We start from the raw sequence: 17,693 nt of genomic DNA on the forward strand, positions 1-17,693 counted from the left end.
TCATGTTCGTCGGAGAAATGCCGTGCCGCCATGATTCTTTCCCGGATGTTTCCCGTCGCGCCGCGCCTTCTCGGCACCGTCCCGACTACCTTCCGAATTCCTTCGCGGGCATTGACCCCGAGGTGCGTCCGAACAATTGTCGAAAAGCCATTCCTTTGGCGTTCGGCGACGCGGAGCGGAGCGGAAGGCGATGACAACGACGAATATGACGGCGTCCGAAGCGCATCCGACGGAGCGCGACGCGGTGGTACTGCACGAACTGGTCGAGTATCAGGCACTGCGCGACCCGGACGCGATCGCGGTCGTCTCGATCGAGGGGGACACCCTCACCTACGGCGAACTCCACGCCCGGGCATGCGGGTTGACGAGTCGTCTGCGCGCCGCCGGGGTGGGCCACGAGGATCGGGTCGCGGTGACCGTGCCACGCTCCCCGACGGCGATCGTGGCCCTGCTGGGCGTGTTGGCCGCGGGCGCCGCGTACGTGCCGATCGACCCCGACTTCCCCCTGGAGCGGCAACGCTTCATGGTGCGCGACAGCGCCGTGTCGGCCGTGGTCGCCGAACACGGCGCCGGCGTCCCGGACTTCGTGGACGACGGGGTGCCGGTGCTGTACGCCGACGCCGAGGCGGGCGGCGGCGACGCGGCCGCGAACGATCCGCTCGCGGAACTCGCGGCCGGCCGGGTGCGACCCGACCAGGCCGCCTACGTGATCTACACGTCCGGATCCACCGGCGTGCCCAAGGGCGTCGTGGTCGAACACGCCGCCGTGGTCGCGCTCGTCCTGGACGAGGAACGCATCGCGGTGCGCCCCGGCCAGTCGGTGGCCCAGTACGCGCCGATGGCGTTCGACGCCTCGACATTCGAGATCTGGGCCGCGCTGTGCCGCGGCGGCCGGGTGGAGATCCTGCGCGGCGGGCCCGTCGCGGTCGAGGACCTGTCGGCCGAACTGGCCAAGCGGCGGCCCGACTGGCTGTTCCTGACCACGGGCCTGTTCCACGTCCTGGCCGACCACGCGCCGCACGCACTGGAGCCGGTCGGCACGCTGATCACCGGCGGTGACGTGCTGTCCCCGCAACACATACGAACAGCCGCCGCCGTAGCGGGACTTCGGGTCCTGGCGGCGTATGGTCCGACGGAGACAACGACGTTCGCGTCGCTGCACGCCGCCGATCCGGACGCGCAGTGGGATCGGGTGCCGATCGGCACACCGCTGAGCGGACGCACGATGTACGTACTCGACGAGGACCTGCGCGAGGTCGAGCCCGGCGAGGTCGGCGAGTTGTACGTCGGCGGCGTCGGCGTCGCCCGAGGCTACCTGCGGCGCTCGGCCCTGACCGCGGAGCGGTTCCTGCCCGACCCCTTCCGGGGCGGCCGGGCGAGCCGGATGTATCGCACCGGCGACCTCGCGCGGCGCCGCGAGGACGGCGCGTTCGAGTTCCGCGGCCGTACCGACCGGCAGGTCAAGATCCGCGGCTTCCGGATCGAACCGGGGGAGATCGAGGCGGTGCTCAACGGCCGCCCCGAGGTGGCCGAGGCCGTGGTCGCCGTGTTCGGCACCGAGGCGGACGGAAAGCGGCTGGTCGGCTTCGCGGTACCGGCCGGCGACGCCCGGGTCACCGCCTCCACGATGCGCGCGTGGCTGGGCGAGCGCCTGCCCGCGCACATGGTCCCCGGCACCTGCCTGGTCCTGGAGGAGATGCCGCACGACCCCAACGGCAAACCGGACCGGTCCGCGCTCGCGGCACCGTGGACCGCGCGCGAGCGACTGGGCGACCTGCCCGAATACCGGGCACCGCACAGCGAGGCCGAATCGCTCATGGCCGACGTCTGGGCGGAGGTGCTCCGCCTGGACCGGGTCGGCGTCGACGACAACTTCTACGAGCTCGGCGGCGACTCGCTGCTCAGCGTGGACACCATCGAACGCCTGCGCAGGCTCGGCATCGACTGCTCGGCCGGGGCGTTCTTCCGGCACCAGACCATCGCCGAACTGGCCGCGGCCACCGGCGGCGACCGCGACGGCGCCCGCTGATGGAGATCACCGCGCCCCCTCCCGGCCTGCGCGTCCCCTACGCCGACGTCGACGTCACCGACCCCACCCTCTACGAGGAGTGCCAACACGCCAGATGGCGCACAATGCGTGAGGACACGGCGGTGACCAGACACACCGCGCCCGCCGTCGGCGACGTCTTCTGGGGCTTCGCACGGCACGCCGAATGCGACCGCATCGTCAAGGACCACCGCGTCTTCGGCTCCGAGGACGGCACCATCCTGGCCTCGGTCGGCGTCGGGGACAGCGCCGGTGGGCGCACCATCACGCTGATGGACCCGCCGCTGCACAGCGACATCCGCCGACCCACGATGCGCACCATCGGTCACGCGGTCGTCCGCAAACGCGCCGCCGGAATCCGTGAACGGGTCCGCGCCCTGGCCCGACCCCTGCTCGACGGCGGCGAACACGACTTCGCGAAGCTGATGCGGCTGCTGCCGATGGTGGTCATCGGCGAACTCATGGGCATCCCGGACACGTACTGGGAGACCATCGCCCACTACACCACCGCCAGCATCGCGCCCGACGACCCCGAATACGCCAGCGGCGAGACCACCCACGAGACACTGCGCCGCGCCCACCACGAACTCTTCGCGTGCTTCGCCGAGATCATCGCAAGCAAGCGCGCCCACCCGGGCGAGGACCTGATCAGCGCGCTGACCACGCTGGAGACCGAGGGCGCGCCGATGGACGACCTGCGCGTCGCGCTGAACTGCTACAGCTTCCTGCTCGGCGCCAACTCCACCACACCGCACGTGGCTTCACACACGCTGCTCGCCCTCGCCGAGCGTCCGCACCTGTGGGACGGCGCACTGGCCGACGAGCACGGCACGGCCCTGCTGGTGGAGGAGGGCGCGCGCTGGACGACGCCGACCAATCACCTGGTGCGCCGGGTTCGCGAGGACACCGAGATGGCCGGGACCACGCTGCGCCGAGGTGAGTGGGTGTGCGCCTGGGTGGCCTCGGCGAACCGGGACGAGAGCGTGTTCGCCGACCCCTACACCTTCGATCCCGGCCGATCGCCCAACCCGCACCTGGCGTTCGGCGGCGGCCCGCACTACTGCATCGGCGCGCCGTCGAGCCGGATGGCCCTGGGGATGCTCTTCGACGAACTGGGCACCGCCCTCGAAGGCGTCGAACCCACCGGAAAGGTCACCCACCTGCGGTCCAACTGGATCAACGGGATCACGTCCATGCCGATGCGCTTCCACCGTCGCGAACGGAACAGCCGGTGAACGGCCGGGCGTTGCACGGGCACGCGCTGAACGGGACGGCGCCGGGCGCGCGAAGCGTCGGGCTCGGCGACGCGGTCGCCGCCACCGAGATGCCCCGACTGGTCCGGCTCGAACACAACCTCTACGCGGCCTGCTTCACCGTGATGAAACTGCTCCCGGCCCGGCACATCCTGGACACCGCCATCGCACGCGGCGAACTGCGCCCGGGCATGACCGTCGTGGAGACCAGCTCCGGCACCTTCGGACTGGGCCTGGCCATGGTGACCGCGCTGCGCGGCTACCCGCTGGTCCTGGTCAGCGACCCGGTCCTGGACGCGCCGCTGCGGGCCAGGCTCGAGGACCTGGGCGCCCGGGTCGAGATCGTCCCCGAGCCGGCGGCGGTCGGCGGACACCAACGCGCCCGCCTCGACCGGCTCGAGGAGATCCGCAGGCAGTACGCGCCGGCCTTCGTGCCCTCGCAATACGACAACCCGCTCAACCCCGACGCCTACACGGCGGTCGCCGACCTGGTCCACGAGCGCATCGGGCCCGTGGACACCCTGGTGGGCTGTGTCGGCTCCGGCGGCTCGATGTGCGGCACGGCGCACGGACTGCGGCGCCGGCGTCCCGAAACCCGCGCGGTGGCCGTGGACACCCACCACAGCGTGCTCTTCGGGCTGCCCGACGGCCCCCGCACGCTGCGCGGACTCGGCAACAGCCTGATGCCGGGCAACGTCGAGCACGACACCTTCGACGACGTGCACTGGCTGGGTGCCGCCGAGGCGTTCGGCGCGACCGGCCGACTGCACCGCGAACACGCGCTGTTCATGGGGCCGACCAGCGGCGCCGCACACCTGGTCGCCCGCTGGGAGGCCCGCCGGCACCCGGACCGAACAGTGCTGGCGCTGTTCGCCGACGAGGGGCACCGCTACCAGTCCACCTCGGGCGACCCGCACTGGCTGCGCCGGCACGGGCTGCACCTGTCCGTACTGCCCACCGAACCGCACACCGTCACCGACCCCGCCCGGGTGCGCGGCCACTGGGACCGCATGGTGTGGGGGCGCCGCGCCGCCCCGGATCCGGCCCGGTCCCCGCACGAACAGGCGCCGGTGCGATGACCGCGACCCTGGTCCTGGTGGAGAGCAACACCACCGGCAACGGACGAGCCCTGGCGCGGGCCGCGCGCCGCGAGGGCCTGCGGCCGGTACTGCTGTGCGCGCGACCGGAGCGCTACGCGTACGTGCGTGAGGACGACGTCCCGGTCGTGGTCACCGACACCGGGTCGCTCGACGCGCTCGTGGCGGCGGTCCGAGCCCTGCCCGGCCCGGTGGCCGGCGTGGCCGGCACCTCGGACCACTACATCGAGACGGTCGCCCTGCTGGCCGGCCGGCTCGGCCTGCCCGGGCCCGACCCGCGGGCCGTGGCGACCTGTCGGGACAAGGGTCGACAGCGTCGCACGCTGGCGGCGGCCGGGGTGGCCGTACCCGAGGGCGTCACCGTCACCGACGTCTCGCTCCTCGACCACGCGCGACGTCGGCTGAGTCCCGGACCGGTGCTGGTCAAGCCGGTCACCGGCAGCGGCAGCGTGGGCGTGCGCCTGTGTACGGGCGCGGACGAACTGCGCCGGCACGCGGCGGCGCTGCTGGGCGCGCCCGTCAACGAGCGCGGACTCGCGATTCCCACCGGGGTGTTGCTCCAGGAGTACGTGACCGGCCCGGAGTTCTCCGTCGAGTCGGTCGGCGGCCGGGTGGTCGGCGTCGTGGCCAAACATCTGGGCCAACCGCCGTACTTCGTGGAGAGCGGACACGACTTCCCGGCCGTCGTCGAGCCCGAACTGCTCGCCGCGCTGCGCTCGTGCGCCACGGCGGCGGTCACGGCGCTGGGCCTCGCCGACCAGCCGACACATGTCGAACTGCGGGTGGGAGCCGACGGACCGGTGGTGATCGAGGTCAACCCTCGGCTCGCGGGCGGGCATATCCCCGAACTCGTGCTCGCCGCCCATGGCGTGGACCTGATCGACGCGCTCTTGGCCACGGCGTTGGGCCGGTCGGTGGCGCCGCGTGCGGCGGACCGTGCGGGGGCGGCGGCCGTGCGTTTTCTGCTCGCGCCCGCGAGCGGCGTGTGGGCCGGCGTCGACGGGGTTTCGGAGGCGGCCGCGATGCCGGGTGTGCGGCGGGTCGACATCGATCGGGCGGCCGGACCGACCGTGCGACACGGTGACTTTCGCGACCGGATCGGCGCGGTGCTGGCCACCGCGCCGGATACGGATACGGCGGCGGCGCTGGCCGAACGGGCGCTGCGCAGGCTCACGGTGCGCACGATGGTGGGGGAGGCGCTGCGGTGAGCGCCGATTCGCCACAGGCCATCGACGACCGGGTACACACGGGCGGCCGCGTCCCGATGCATCCGCGTGTACGGGCACTGACCCAACAGCCTGGAGTGGACGCGGCGTTCGCCGGGGCCCTGCGGCTCACCACGCAGATCGACCGGGCACATGTCGTGATGCTCGCCGAACGCGGCATCCTGCCGATGGACGCCGCCGCCCGACTGCTCGCCGCCGTGGACGACCTGCGCGCCGAGGACTTCGCGTCACTGCGCGAGCGCCCGGCCCCGCGCGGCTGGTACCTGATGTACGAACTGTTCCTGACCGAGCGACTGGGCCCGGACGTCGGCGGTCAACTGCAACTCGGCCGCTCACGCAACGACCTCACCGCCACGCTGCAGCAACTCCGGCTGCGCGGCCCGTATCTCGACCTGCTGTGGCAGTCGCTGCGCCTGCTCGGCACACTGACCCGCACGGCACGGCGATACGCACGCGTGGTGATGCCCGCCTTCACCCACCACCAGCCCGCCGTGCCGATCACGTACGGCCACTACCTGAGCGGTGTCGCGGTGGCGTTGGCGGCCGACATCGACGCGCTGGCCCGCGTCGTCGAGGACCTGGACCGCAGTCCGCTGGGCGCGGGCGGTGTGGGCGGCACCACGGTGCCGATCGACGCCGGCCGCACCGCCACACTGCTCGGCTTCGCCGGTGCACGGGCCAATTCGGTCGAGGCGGTCGCCTCGCGCGACGCGGGGTTGCGGCTCTCGGCCGCCGGCGCCGTCCTGGGCGTGCTGCTCGCACGCGTGGCCACCGACCTGTCGTCGTGGACCACGTCGGACAGCGGGCTGTTGACCGTCCCCGACGAACTGACCAGCGGCAGTTCGATGATGCCGCAAAAGCGCAACGTCTTCGTCCTGGAACACGTCGCCGGCAAGGCGGCGGCACCGCTCGGCGCGTTCGTCACAGCCGCGACCGCGATGCACAAGGCCCCGTTCAGCAACTCCATCGCCGTGCACGCCGAGGGCATGCGCCCGGTCGAGGACGCGGTATGGCAACTCGCCCAGGCGGCGGAGCTGTTGCGCCTGGTGGTCGGCGCGGCCCGACCGGACGCCGAGCGCATGAGGGCCCGTGCGGAAGCCGGCTACACGGCGGCGACCGAAGCCGCCAACCGCCTCGCCCTCGACACGGATCTCGGCTTCCGGGCCGCGCACGCCGCAGTCGCCGGGGCGGTTCGTACCGCACTCGCCAACGGCGGCGAACCGCTGGCCGACGCGTTGGCCCGACTGCCCGAGGCGAACGGCCTTACCACTGCGCCCGCTTCGCCCGCCGCAGTGGCCGAGAGCGCCGAATACGGCGGCGGCCCCGGCCCCGGGGCGCTCGACGACTGCCTGTGCGGCACCCGCCACCGCCTCGGCGACCAACTCGCCCTGCTGCGCGCGCTGCGCCACCGCTGGATGGGCTACGAACCCGCCCTGGACGCGGCGGTGGCGGAGATACGGCGGGCAGGAGCGGCCCCGATCGACGCCCGCGGCCGCACGAAGCGCCCGACACCCCACGACCGCTCGGACCGAAGGAGCACGCGATGACCGGCCAACGCCGTGGGCCGTGGGTGACATCGCCCCGTCCGCGCCCCGACGCCGACCTGCGGCTGTACTGCCTCCCCTACGCGGGCGCGGGCGCCTCCGCCTTCCGCGACTGGCCCGCGGCGCTCGACGCGCTCGGGTCGTTCGAGGTCGCACCGATCCAATACCCGGGACGCGAGACCCGACTCCGCGAGCCCCCGCACATCGACATCGACGCGATGGCCGCCGCGGTCGCCGCGAGCATCGATCGCCCCTACGCCGTCTTCGGGCACAGCATCGGCGGCCGGCTCGCATTCGAACTGTGCCGCAGGCTGCGCGATCTCGACGCACCGCCCCCGGTACGGCTGTTCGCGTCCGGATGCCCGGCCCCCCAGTATCCACCGGCCGCGATCCGCGACTCGGACCTGCCCGACGACGAGTTCATCGCCCGCATCGAAGGCATGGGCAGCCTCCCGGCCGAGGTCGTCGCCGACCCGGAACTACGCGAACTGGTCCTACCCGTACTGCGCTCCGATTTCGCCATGGTCGACGACTACATCTACCTCGCGCGGCCTCCGTTGCCCCACCCCGTCAGCGCGTTCGTGGGCGACGCCGACCCGGAGGCCACCGAGGCGACCGCGGCCGGCTGGCGGGAGCAAACCACCGCCGACTTCGCCCTGCACGTCCTCCCGGGCGACCACTTCTTCCTCCACAGCGCCCGCAGCACTCTCCTGACCACCCTGGCCCGCGAACTGTCCGCCCCGACCACCCTCGAAAGGATCGTGGAGTCATGCCGGACGACGCCATCGCCATAGCGGCGCTGTGCAAGAGGTACGGCGACGTGCACGCGCTGGACGGATTCGACCTGACCGTCGAACAGGGCACGGTCCTGGGCCTTTTGGGTCCCAACGGAGCCGGCAAGACCACGGTCGTGCGCATCCTGGCCACGCTCCTGCGCCCCGACTCCGGATCCGTGCACGTATGCGGGGTGGACGCACTGCGTCACCCCGAACAGGTCAGGCCCCGCATCGGCCTCACGGGCCAGTACGCGGCGGTCGACGAGAAGCTCACCGGCTACGAAAACCTGCGCATGCTCGGCCGACTCGCCCGCCGCGGCCGCGCCGAATCCCGCAACCGCGCGCACGAACTCCTCGACCGATTCGACCTCGCCGACGCCGCCGAACGCCTGGTCCGCACCTACTCGGGCGGCATGCGCCGCCGACTCGACCTCGCGGCCGGCCTGATCGCCCGCCCCGAAGTCATCTTCCTCGACGAACCCACCACCGGCCTGGACCCGAGAAGCAGGGAGTCGATCTGGCAGGTGATCACCGACCTGTCCGCCGCCGGCACCACCGTCCTTCTGACCACCCAATACCTGGAGGAGGCCGACCACCTCGCGGACACGGTCGCGGTCGTCGAACACGGCACGGTGATCGCACGGGGCACTCCCGACCAGCTCAAGGACCGGGTGGGCGGCGAACGCCTGGAGATCCACCTCGACAACCCCGCCACCCACGAACGCGCCGAACAGGCGATCCGCCCGGTCATCCACGACAGCCCGTGCAACCACGACGGCAAGGGTCGGCTGACGGTGACGACCACCGGCGCGGCGCTGCTGATGCCCGACCTGGTCCGCCGGTTGGACGCGGCCAAGGTGACCGTCCTGGACATGGCGGTCCGCCGCCCCACCCTCGACGACGCCTTCTTCGCCCTGACCGACCACCACAAGCCCCCGACTCCCGACGCCGAACACCTCACCGCGGTCACGACCAAGGGGACGGAGCAGCGATGAGCAGCATCTCGCGCGAAGAGTCCGCACCGATCGCGCGCCGCAACCCGGGCACATCAACCACCCAAGCGGTCCCCGGCGCGGGCACATACGTCCACCGGGGCGGCATCACGTGGTGGCTCTCCGACGCCGGGGAAATGGCGCTCCGCAACCTCAAACACCTCCACCGCACCCCCGACCTCCTGATGTACGCGCTCATCCAGCCGGTGATTTTCATCCTGCTGTTCCGCTATGTCCTGGGCGGCGCGATCGAGGTCCCGGGCGGCGACTACGGCCAGTTCCTGCTTCCCGGCATCTTCGTGCAAATGGTCCTGTTCGGGTCGGTCGCGGGCACCGCCGTCGGGCTCGCCGACGACATGAACAAGGGCATCATGGACCGCTTCCGCTCGATGCCGGTGAGCCGATCGGCGGTGCTGGCCGGCCGCACGTTCTCCGAACTGGCCCGCACCCTGGTGGCCGTGGTCGTGATGGTCGCCGTCGGCCTGGCGGTCGGCTTCCGCTTCGATGGCGACCCCCTGCCCATGGCGGGTGCCTTCCTCCTCCTCTTCGCCTTCGGCTACGCCTTCTCGTGGCTGGCCGCCCTCATCGGCATGGCGGTATCCACCCCGGAAGCCGCCCAAGCGGGCGGCACGGCCTGGTTGTTCCCGTTCACCTTCATCAGCTCGATCTTCGTCCCGGTCTCCACAATGCCGTCCTGGCTCCGCCCCTACGCCGACCACAGCCCGATAACGGTGGTGGTGGACACCATGCGCGCCTGGTTCAACGGCACCGACGCGGGCTCATCCCCCTGGCAGGCACTGGCGTGGACCGTCGCCATCACCGCCATCTGCGCCCCTCTGGCCATAGCCCGCTACCACAACAAATCCACCTGATCGTCGGGGGAGGCACGTGGACCGTGCCTCGCGCCGTCTCAGCGGCCGGTCACCAGGACGATCTGGTCCCCGTGGACCTCGGCGGTCCCGGCGTGGGCCAGCAGGCCGGCGAGCCCGGCCGAGCCCGCCGCGGTGGGGTGTACTCCGTAGCGGCCCAGCAGGGCCCGGGCGGCGAGTAGTTCGTCGTCGGTCGCGGCGCGGGCCGCGCCGCCCGAGGCGGATATCGCGGCCAGGGCCTCGGGGCCGTGCAGGGCGTGCCGGTTGACCAGTGGCTCGTTGTGCTCCGTCGTGACCACCTCGTGGCTCGACAGCGTGCGGTACCGGCCCGGCCAACTCGTCACGATCGGGTTGTTGCCGGGGGAGCCGACGGCGTGGAGGGCCACCGGCCAGGCCAGGAGGCGGGCCTGGCGGTGGGCGGCGACGATCGTCGTACCGTTGCCGACCGGGATCCACAGCGCGGCCGGAGCGGCGCCCAGTTCACGGTGCAGCACGCGCACGACATGTCCGTGGCCCGCCAGGATCGCGTCCGTGCAGGGCCCGTCGACATTGCCGTCCAGAGCCCCCAACTCGACGGCCAGACGACGGGATTCGTCCACGGCGTCCTCATAACCGCCGCGCACGAAACGGATGTCGGCCCCGGCGGTCGCCACGGCGGCGCCGCCGTCACCCCAGTCCGCGGGCAGCACCACGGTGGACCGCAGGCCCGCCGCCGCGCACGCCGTCGCCATCGCCCGCCCGTAACTGCCGCACGATCCCACGACGATCCGGTCGTGGCCCTCGGCGACGGCGCGGGCCACGACCGCGCGGGCGGCGGGTTCCTTGTGGCTGCCGGAGGCGTAGCGGGACTCGTCCTTGAGGAAGACGCGCACGCCCGGCAGGAGGCCGTCCGCGACGATCAGGGGGGTCAGGTACGGATCGGTGGGCGGGGCGAGGGAAATCGGAGGCAACAAGAGGGTATTCCTTCACCGGGTGCGGACGGAGAGCAGTTCGTCGGCTTCGCGCTGCAGGTCGTCGCGCGAGCCGATCTCGGCGGGCGGTATGGCGTCGGGCAGTTCGTCCTCGATCAGCCGCAACCGGTCGTTGAACCAACCGCGGACGGACCAGGCCAGTTGCAGCACACCGCTCAGGACGATCAACAGGGCCAGGCCCCGTCCCGGGCCCTCGGATTCGAGCAGTGGTTGCACGAACCGCTCGGCCAGGGGCCCGACCACGAGGTAACCCAGCGGCATCGTCAGCATCATCAAGGTGATGAACAGGGACAGCACACGGCCCTGCAATTCGAACCCGACCTTGCTCTGCACGATCGCGATCCAATGGCCTTCGGCGAGGGATTCGCCGAACCCCACAAGGAACATCCCGACGACGATCAGCGCCGGGACGGTGGAGACTCCGACCAGGATCATCGCGAAACTGCCGATGCCCATCGCGATGAGCATCCCGTGACTGCGCCGGGCGGTACCGCCCCACAGACCCATCAGGACGCTGCCGACGATCCCGCCGACGCCGCCGGCGCCCAGCGCCAGACCCAATACCGCGTCCGACTGCTCCGCCAGCAACATCGGCGTGATGACGGCGAAGCCCAGGGTGTAGAAGACGTGGTCGACGACGAAGAAGCGAAGGGCCGCGCGCAGACCGGGTCGGCGGGTGATGTAGCGCCAGCCGTTGCGGATCTCCGCGCCGAAGGTCTCCTCGCGTACCCGGAACATCAGGTCCGGGAAGCGCACGAGAAGCAGCGTGAGTGCCCCGATCGCGAAGGTGCCCGTGTCGACGAGGAGCACACCGTCGACACCGATCGGCTCGATCAGCGCGGCACCGAGCATCGGCGAGAACACCAGCCCGACACCGACGCCGAGCTGCCCGATTCCGGCGGCGTGGCCGAGATAACGCTTGGGTACGAGCTGCGCGACCGCCGCGAGGTAGGCCGGCCGCTGGAACGCCCCGGCCACCGACGTCACCGACACGACCAGGTAGACGTGCCACAGGTGCAGACCGTCGCCGTGCATGAGGACGACCAGGGCCGCCATCGAGAGACCGGCCGTGGTATCGCTCGCCAGCATCACCTTGCGGCGGTCCCACCGGTCGGCGACGGCCCCGGCGAGCGGTCCCACCAGGATGCCGGGGAGCAGTGCGATCGCGCTCACCACCGCGAAGGAGGTGAGCGAGCCGGTGCGGTCCAGCACCCAGATGCTCAGTACCAGTGTGCTCAGCCCGCTGCCCATCATCGACAGGAGCTGACCGAGCGCGACCAGCGCGAACTTGCGCAGATCGGGCGCCGTCCCCGCCGCCGGGGTCCGCGCCTCGGCGGGGAAGCGCATGGCCGGCTTCACCGTCGACGCGGCGTTCGGCGAGGCGTCCGACCGCCGCGCACCGGCGTCGACCCCGGCCACCAGGGCCTGCGCAAGCGGCTCCGCGTGGCTCTTGAGGAAGAAGTGCCCCGCACGCGGCAGCACCGCCAGGCCGAGGTCGCCCTCGGTGAAGTGCCGCCATTCCCGGTGGCGTTCCTGATAGTGCTCGGTGACCCGGTCCCGGGCGCCGACGACCGTGAGCACCGGAGCCTTCAGCGGACGGTACGTCCGCCGGTACGCCGCCGTGAAGTACTCCTCGGCGTCGCGCGCGTCGTGCCGGACGTTGCGCAGTACGAAGGCCTCCTGCTCGTCGTCCAGATCGGTGAAGCCGCCGCGCGCGCGGAGGTAGGCCAGGTATTCACGGTCGGAGGTGAAACGATCCACCGGTATGTGCCGGTAGATCCAGTCGAAGAACCGTCCCGGCAGCCGGGCGGTCGGAAATCCCGCCCCGAGGGCGACGCCCGCCAGCGGGACACCCGCCGCCTCGGCGCGCCGCGCCACCTCCACCGTGAGTGCGACGCCCAGGCAGTGTCCGTAGAGCAGGACCGGGCCCTCGATCGTGCGCATTTCCTCGACGATGCGGTCGGAGACGACGGCGATCGGCTCCAACTCCTCGTCCGGCCTGGATCGGTCGTGGCCCGGCAACTCCACGGCCCGCAACGCCCAGTTCGCCGGAAGCGCGTCGGCGAGCGGCTGATAGGCGACGGCGCTGCCCCCGGAGTAGGGCACCGCGACGACGGTGTGCCCGCCGGTCGCCGGGTCGGCGTCCGCGGCGGTGAGCCGGTGCAGCAGCCCCTGATCGGCGGATCCGGTCACCGACCCCGCGTCGAGATGCGCGGCCAGGCGACGGATGGTGGCGTATCGGTAGAACTCGACCAGGCTGGGCGCCGGTTCGATGCGCCGGACGACCCGGAGAGCCGAGAACGAGTCGCCGCCGAGGTCGAAGAAGCCGTCGTCGATGCCGGGTTCGGGAACCCCGAGGACCTCCGCCCAGATCGCCGCGATCCGCTTCTCGGTACCGGTCCGGGCGAGTGTCACGGCGGACTCGGGCCCGGCCCCGGTCGGGGCGGGCAGTGCGCGCCGGTCCAGTTTGCCGTTCGGCGTCGACGGGAGCGCGGGCAGCGTGACGATACGGGTGGGGACCATGTGCGCGGGCAGGTCGGCGGCGAGTAGCTCGCGGTAGGCGGCCTCGTCGGCGTCCGCCCCGTCGCGGGTCACCACGTAGCCGACGAGCCGGCCGATGCCGCCGGGCGGCCCGTGTACGGCCACGGCGCACGCCGCCACCCGCTCCATCATCGCGAGTCGGGCCTCGATCTCGCCGAGTTCGATCCGGTACCCGTTGATCTTGACCTGGTCGTCGAGCCTGCCGAGGAAGTCCACCGTGCCGTCGAGGTGGAACCGGGCCGAGTCGCCGGTGCGGTACATCCGGGCGCCGGGCGCGGCGACGAACGGATCGCACACGAACCGCTCGGCGGTCAACTCGGGCCGATCGTGATAGCCGGGTACGACGCCGAGCCCGCCCAGATACAACTCGCCGACCACACCAGCGGGAACGGGTTCACGGTGCGCGTCGAGCACGTAGACCCGGTTGTTCGGGAAGGGCCGTCCGATCGGCAACGGCGCGTCCTCGGGGAGGTGTTCGACCGAACCCTCGAACAGCACGTTGTCGACGGTGCCCTCGGTGACGCCGTACGAATTGACGACGCGGTTGCCCGGCCCGACGAGGCGTTTCGCCAACGCGTACTCCTTGACGTGCCACTTCTCGCCGCCGCCGATCAGCAGCCGGACGAACGACAGGTCCGCCCCGCCGCGTTCGGTGTGGTCCAGAAGCGCACGCAGCACCGCGGGCACCAATTCGGTGCAGGCCACGTGCTCGGTTTTCATCAGCGCGTGCAGATCGGCCGGGTCGAGCAGGGTCTCGCGCGGGGCCACCACCAGCCGGCCGCCGCTGAGATGGGCCCGGAGCGTTTCGCCCACGAACATGTCGAAGGAGAAGCTGGCCGCCTGCAGGTAGGTCCACTCCGGCCGCAGCCGGTACGCCTGCCGCCACATGCCGGCGGCGTGCACGAGGTTGCCGTGCGTGACCACGACGCCCTTGGGCCTGCCGGTGGAACCCGAGGTGTAGATGACATACGCGGGATCGTCGGCCGCGTTGCACAGGGGCAGATCGCCGTCGTCGTCGGGGAGCCCTGCGGGCAGCCCATCGGCGAGATAGTCCCCGTTGATCACGACCGTCGCCCCACTGTCGGCCAGCATGTACTCCAGCCGGTCGCTCGGGTAGGCCGGATCCAACGGCACGTAAGCGCCACCCGCCTTGAGCACCGCCCACATCGCGGTGAAGAGTTCGATGCCGCGATCCAGGTTGATCGCGACCCGGTGGCCCGGCCGAACCCCCTCCCGGCGCAGTCTGCGGGCGAGCCGATTGGCCCGGCGGTTCAACTCCCCGTAGGCCAGGGTCTCGCCCCCGACGCTGAGCGCGGGCGCGTCGGGCGTGGCCGCGGTGTGGCGTTCGAACAGCTGGTGTACGGCGATGGCATCCGGTATCGGGGCGACGACGTCGTTCCAGTCGTCGACGATGCGGCGACGCTCACCTTCGGTGAGCATCGGCAGCCGCGTGACCGGCGTACTCGCCCCGCCGATCGCCGCGTCGAGGAGCGTCAGCAGGTGGTCGACGAACGCCTCGACGCGTGCCTCGTCGAAGAGTTCGGCGGCGTAGTCCACGTTCAGCACCGCGCCGTCGGCGGGGAAGTCGAGCCCGATCGCGAGGTCGACCATGGTCGCGGCCGGCGCCAACTCCCCGGCGTAGCAGAGGAGCCGGTCATCCGCCGTCGGCGTGTTGTGCACGGTCAGCATCACCGGGCTCAGCCGCTTGGCCCCGCCGGGCCGCGCCAACGCCTCCACCAGATCCGGCAGCGCGAGTTGCCCGCGGTCGAGGTCGCCCAGGACCGCGTCGCGTACCCGCGCGACGAGTTCGGCGAACGACGGATCGCCGGACACATCGCCGCGCAGCGGCAGCACGTTCAACGCGGGGCCGATCAACGAGGCCGTCTCGGCGGTCGATCGCCCGGCAACCGGTGCGAGCACGGTGACGTCCGTCCGCCCGGTGTACCGGCGCAGGACTACCTGGAGCCCGGCCAGGACCACCATGAACAGGCTCGCCCGCTGCTCGCCGGCGTAGGAACGCAGCCGGGCCGGCAGGTCGGGATCCAGGGGACGGCTGATGCGGCCGGCGGCGTACGAGGGCGCTGCCGGGCGCGGCCGGTCGGTGGGCAGTTCCATGTCGAGATCGGCGCCGTCGAAGCGCTCCCGCCAGTACGAGACGAGTACCGCGTCGGCCTTCGCATCGGCGGCGCGCGCGGCGAGATCGGGCGCGGCGGCGGCCGGCGGCAGCCCGGCGCCGGTGATCGGATCCGCGCCTTCGCGCACGGCCCGGTACAGCGCGGCGAGTTCCCGCCCCAGCACACCCGCCGACCATCCGTCGAAGGCGAGGTGGTGCACGATCAGCACGAGCACGTCGCCGTCGAGGAAGGCGTGTGCGACCGGACCGTGCCGGACGTCGATGCCCGCCCGATCCGGTTCGCCCAGCGTCAACGGGATCTCCGCCGCAGGTGCGACGACCATGCTCGGCTCGGTGCCGTCGTCGGGGAAGCGCGCCCGCAACAGCGGGTGCCTGCGGGCGAGTTCCACGAGCGCCGTGGTCAGGGTCGGAACGTCCACCGGCGTTGCCCAGCGGTAGCGAATTCCCAGCGTGTACACGGGCAGATCGGCGCACAGCCGCTCGGCGATCCAATAGTCGCGCTGCATCGGACTCAGCCGGTGCGGGACCCCCTCGGCCAGGGTGGCGACGGGAGGGCCGTCCGCGGCGCCTTTCCCACCGCCGATCAGCTCCGCGAGCGCGGCGACGGTCGGATCCGCGTACCACCGGGTGAGCGTCAACTCCGCGCCGTGCCGCAACCGCAGGGCGGCGATGAGCCGTACGGCGTCCAGGGAATCGCCGCCGAGCGCGAGAAAATCATCGGCCGCGCTCGTCACGGGAGCGCCGAGAATCTCCTCCATCAGCGCACCGGCGCCGCGCTCCGCCGCAGTCGCGGCGACGTCCGGAGCGTCCGGCCGCGGCGCCGGCGCCGTGGTCGCGAGGGCCGTCTTGTCGATCTTCCCCTGCGGGTTCAGCGGAAAGCGCCGGTGCCCGACCAGCGCGGCCGGGACGAGATGGGCCGGCACCAGCTCCGCGAGCGCGGCCCGTACCGCCGCCAGGTCGGTCGTGGCCTCGGTGACGACATGCCCGATCAGCTTGGCGCGGCCGGTGCGCGCGTCGACCAGGACGACCGCGTCGGTGATGCCGTCGAGGGTGCGCAGCGTCGCCTCGACCTCCGCCGGCTCCACCCGGTGGCCCCGGATCTTCACCTGATCGTCGAGCCGCCCCAGGAACTCCAACTGCCCATCGGCAGAACGCCGCACGCGGTCCCCGGTGCGGTACTCGCGTCCTCGCCCCGGCGTCGTGACGAACCGCTCGGCGGTCAGCTCGGGACGGTTCAGGTAGCCGTCGACCACACCGATGCCGCCGATCAGCAGCTCGTCGTCGGCGCCGATCCGGCAGGTCACACCCGGGTGGGGGAGGCCGATCGGGACCACGTCCCCCGACCACTCGGTCACGTCCGCGGCCGTGGCGCCGACGGTGGTCTCGGTGGGGCCGTACGTGTTGAACAGCCGCGCGGCGCCGCCCACCGCGGCCTGCCAGCGGCGTACCGCGTCGGGTCGCGCGGTCTCGCCGCCGATGATCACGCACCGCACGGCCGCCGGGAGCCTGGTCTCGCCCCGGTCCAGCGCCGCGACCAGTTGGTGCCAGTACGCGGTCGGCAGGTCCAGGACGGTGATCCCGAGCGCGTCGCAACGGTCGAGGAACAGGTCCGGCCTGCCGATCATGTCGTCGTCGCGCAGGACCAGGGTGGCGCCCCGGAGCAGCGGACAGAAGATCTCCTCGACACTCGTATCGAAGCTCAACGAGGCGAACTGCAGGATCCGGTCGCCCGTCGCGAAGCCGAACCGGTCCGCGAACACGGCGGTGAAGTCCCGCAGTTGCCGACGCCCGACCAGGACGCCCTTCGGCCGACCCGTCGAGCCGGAGGTGAAGATGACGTACGCCGGGTCCCGTCGGCGCACGCTCTCGTCCAGTGGCAGCACACCGTCGGCCGTGATCAGCGCGCGCGGCCGGGTCTCCTCGATCATCAGGTCCAGGCGGGCCGCCGGGTACACCGGGTCGAGGGGCACGTATCCGGCCCCGGCACGCAGGACCGCCAGGATCGCCACGACCGCGTCCCGGCCGCGCGGCAGCCGGATTCCGACGAGATCACCCGGTCGTACGCCCGCGTCGGCCAGTCGGTCCGCCAGGTCGGCGACCAGGGCGAACAGGGCCGCGTAGTCCAGTTCGCCGTGCGCGTCGGCCAGTGCCGGCGCGTGCGGCGTGCGGGCGGCCTGCGTGGCCAGGGACGACCAGACGTCGCCGTCGACGGCGGCGGGCGACGTGTCTTGGGTTCGGGTCAC

Annotated in this window: 10 protein-coding genes; 8 read left to right on the top strand and 2 right to left on the bottom strand. The window is 72.0% G+C overall.

Annotated elements, in window-relative coordinates:
* Positions 1-205: 205 nt before the first annotated feature.
* Genes ACFRCG_RS17200 through ACFRCG_RS17235 form a run of 8 tightly spaced genes read left to right on the top strand, consistent with a single transcriptional unit; the run spans position 206 to position 9,807 of the window.
* Positions 206-2,029: an amino acid adenylation domain-containing protein gene (locus ACFRCG_RS17200; protein ID WP_380032296.1), complete on the top strand. Its 1,824-nt coding sequence runs from the start codon at positions 206-208 to the stop codon at positions 2,027-2,029.
* Complete coding sequence (locus ACFRCG_RS17205) at positions 2,029-3,282, top strand: cytochrome P450 (protein WP_380032298.1); 1,254 nt, start codon at positions 2,029-2,031, stop codon at positions 3,280-3,282. The genes ACFRCG_RS17200 and ACFRCG_RS17205 overlap by 1 nt, the downstream gene beginning before the upstream one ends.
* Entirely contained in the window at positions 3,279-4,379 is a 1,101-nt protein-coding gene (locus tag ACFRCG_RS17210) for a cysteine synthase family protein (protein WP_380032300.1), read from the top strand. Before ACFRCG_RS17205 ends, ACFRCG_RS17210 begins: the two co-directional genes overlap by 4 nt.
* Complete coding sequence (locus tag ACFRCG_RS17215) at positions 4,376-5,605, top strand: ATP-grasp domain-containing protein (RefSeq protein WP_380032302.1); 1,230 nt, start codon at positions 4,376-4,378, stop codon at positions 5,603-5,605. The genes ACFRCG_RS17210 and ACFRCG_RS17215 overlap by 4 nt, the downstream gene beginning before the upstream one ends.
* On the top strand, positions 5,602-7,170 hold the full coding sequence (locus ACFRCG_RS17220; RefSeq protein WP_380032304.1) for a lyase family protein: 1,569 nt from the start codon (positions 5,602-5,604) through the stop codon (positions 7,168-7,170). Before ACFRCG_RS17215 ends, ACFRCG_RS17220 begins: the two co-directional genes overlap by 4 nt.
* Positions 7,167-7,961, top strand: coding sequence for a thioesterase II family protein (locus tag ACFRCG_RS17225; protein WP_380032306.1), 795 nt, complete (start codon positions 7,167-7,169; stop codon positions 7,959-7,961). Before ACFRCG_RS17220 ends, ACFRCG_RS17225 begins: the two co-directional genes overlap by 4 nt.
* Positions 7,937-8,938 (top strand): ATP-binding cassette domain-containing protein, encoded by a 1,002-nt coding sequence (locus ACFRCG_RS17230; RefSeq protein ID WP_380032308.1) that lies wholly within the window; start codon positions 7,937-7,939, stop codon positions 8,936-8,938. Before ACFRCG_RS17225 ends, ACFRCG_RS17230 begins: the two co-directional genes overlap by 25 nt.
* Positions 8,935-9,807, top strand: coding sequence for an ABC transporter permease (locus ACFRCG_RS17235; protein ID WP_380032309.1), 873 nt, complete (start codon positions 8,935-8,937; stop codon positions 9,805-9,807). The genes ACFRCG_RS17230 and ACFRCG_RS17235 overlap by 4 nt, the downstream gene beginning before the upstream one ends.
* A 38-nt stretch (positions 9,808-9,845) precedes the next feature.
* On the opposite strand, the gene ACFRCG_RS17240 is transcribed toward ACFRCG_RS17235, so the two are convergent.
* Both ACFRCG_RS17240 and ACFRCG_RS17245 read right to left on the bottom strand, forming a co-directional pair.
* Positions 9,846-10,757 carry a pyridoxal-phosphate dependent enzyme gene (locus ACFRCG_RS17240; protein ID WP_380032311.1) on the bottom strand — a complete coding sequence of 304 codons (912 nt, stop codon included), beginning with the start codon at positions 10,755-10,757 and terminating at the stop codon, positions 9,846-9,848.
* 12 nt (positions 10,758-10,769) lie between these two features.
* A complete protein-coding gene (locus ACFRCG_RS17245; RefSeq protein WP_380032313.1) occupies positions 10,770-17,693 on the bottom strand; it encodes an amino acid adenylation domain-containing protein in 6,924 nt (2,307 codons plus the stop codon).

The sequence above is a fragment of the Embleya sp. NPDC056575 genome (assembly GCF_042793325.1).
Taxonomy (GTDB): Bacteria; Actinomycetota; Actinomycetes; order Streptomycetales; family Streptomycetaceae; genus Embleya.

Coding starts and splice junctions, on each gene's coding strand:
- ACFRCG_RS17200 (WP_380032296.1), top strand. CDS start 206: ATGACGGCGTCCGAAGCGCATCCGACGGAGCGCGACGCGGTGGTACTG.
- ACFRCG_RS17205 (WP_380032298.1), top strand. CDS start 2,029: ATGGAGATCACCGCGCCCCCTCCCGGCCTGCGCGTCCCCTACGCCGAC.
- ACFRCG_RS17215 (WP_380032302.1), top strand. CDS start 4,376: ATGACCGCGACCCTGGTCCTGGTGGAGAGCAACACCACCGGCAACGGA.
- ACFRCG_RS17225 (WP_380032306.1), top strand. CDS start 7,167: ATGACCGGCCAACGCCGTGGGCCGTGGGTGACATCGCCCCGTCCGCGC.
- ACFRCG_RS17230 (WP_380032308.1), top strand. CDS start 7,937: ATGCCGGACGACGCCATCGCCATAGCGGCGCTGTGCAAGAGGTACGGC.
- ACFRCG_RS17235 (WP_380032309.1), top strand. CDS start 8,935: ATGAGCAGCATCTCGCGCGAAGAGTCCGCACCGATCGCGCGCCGCAAC.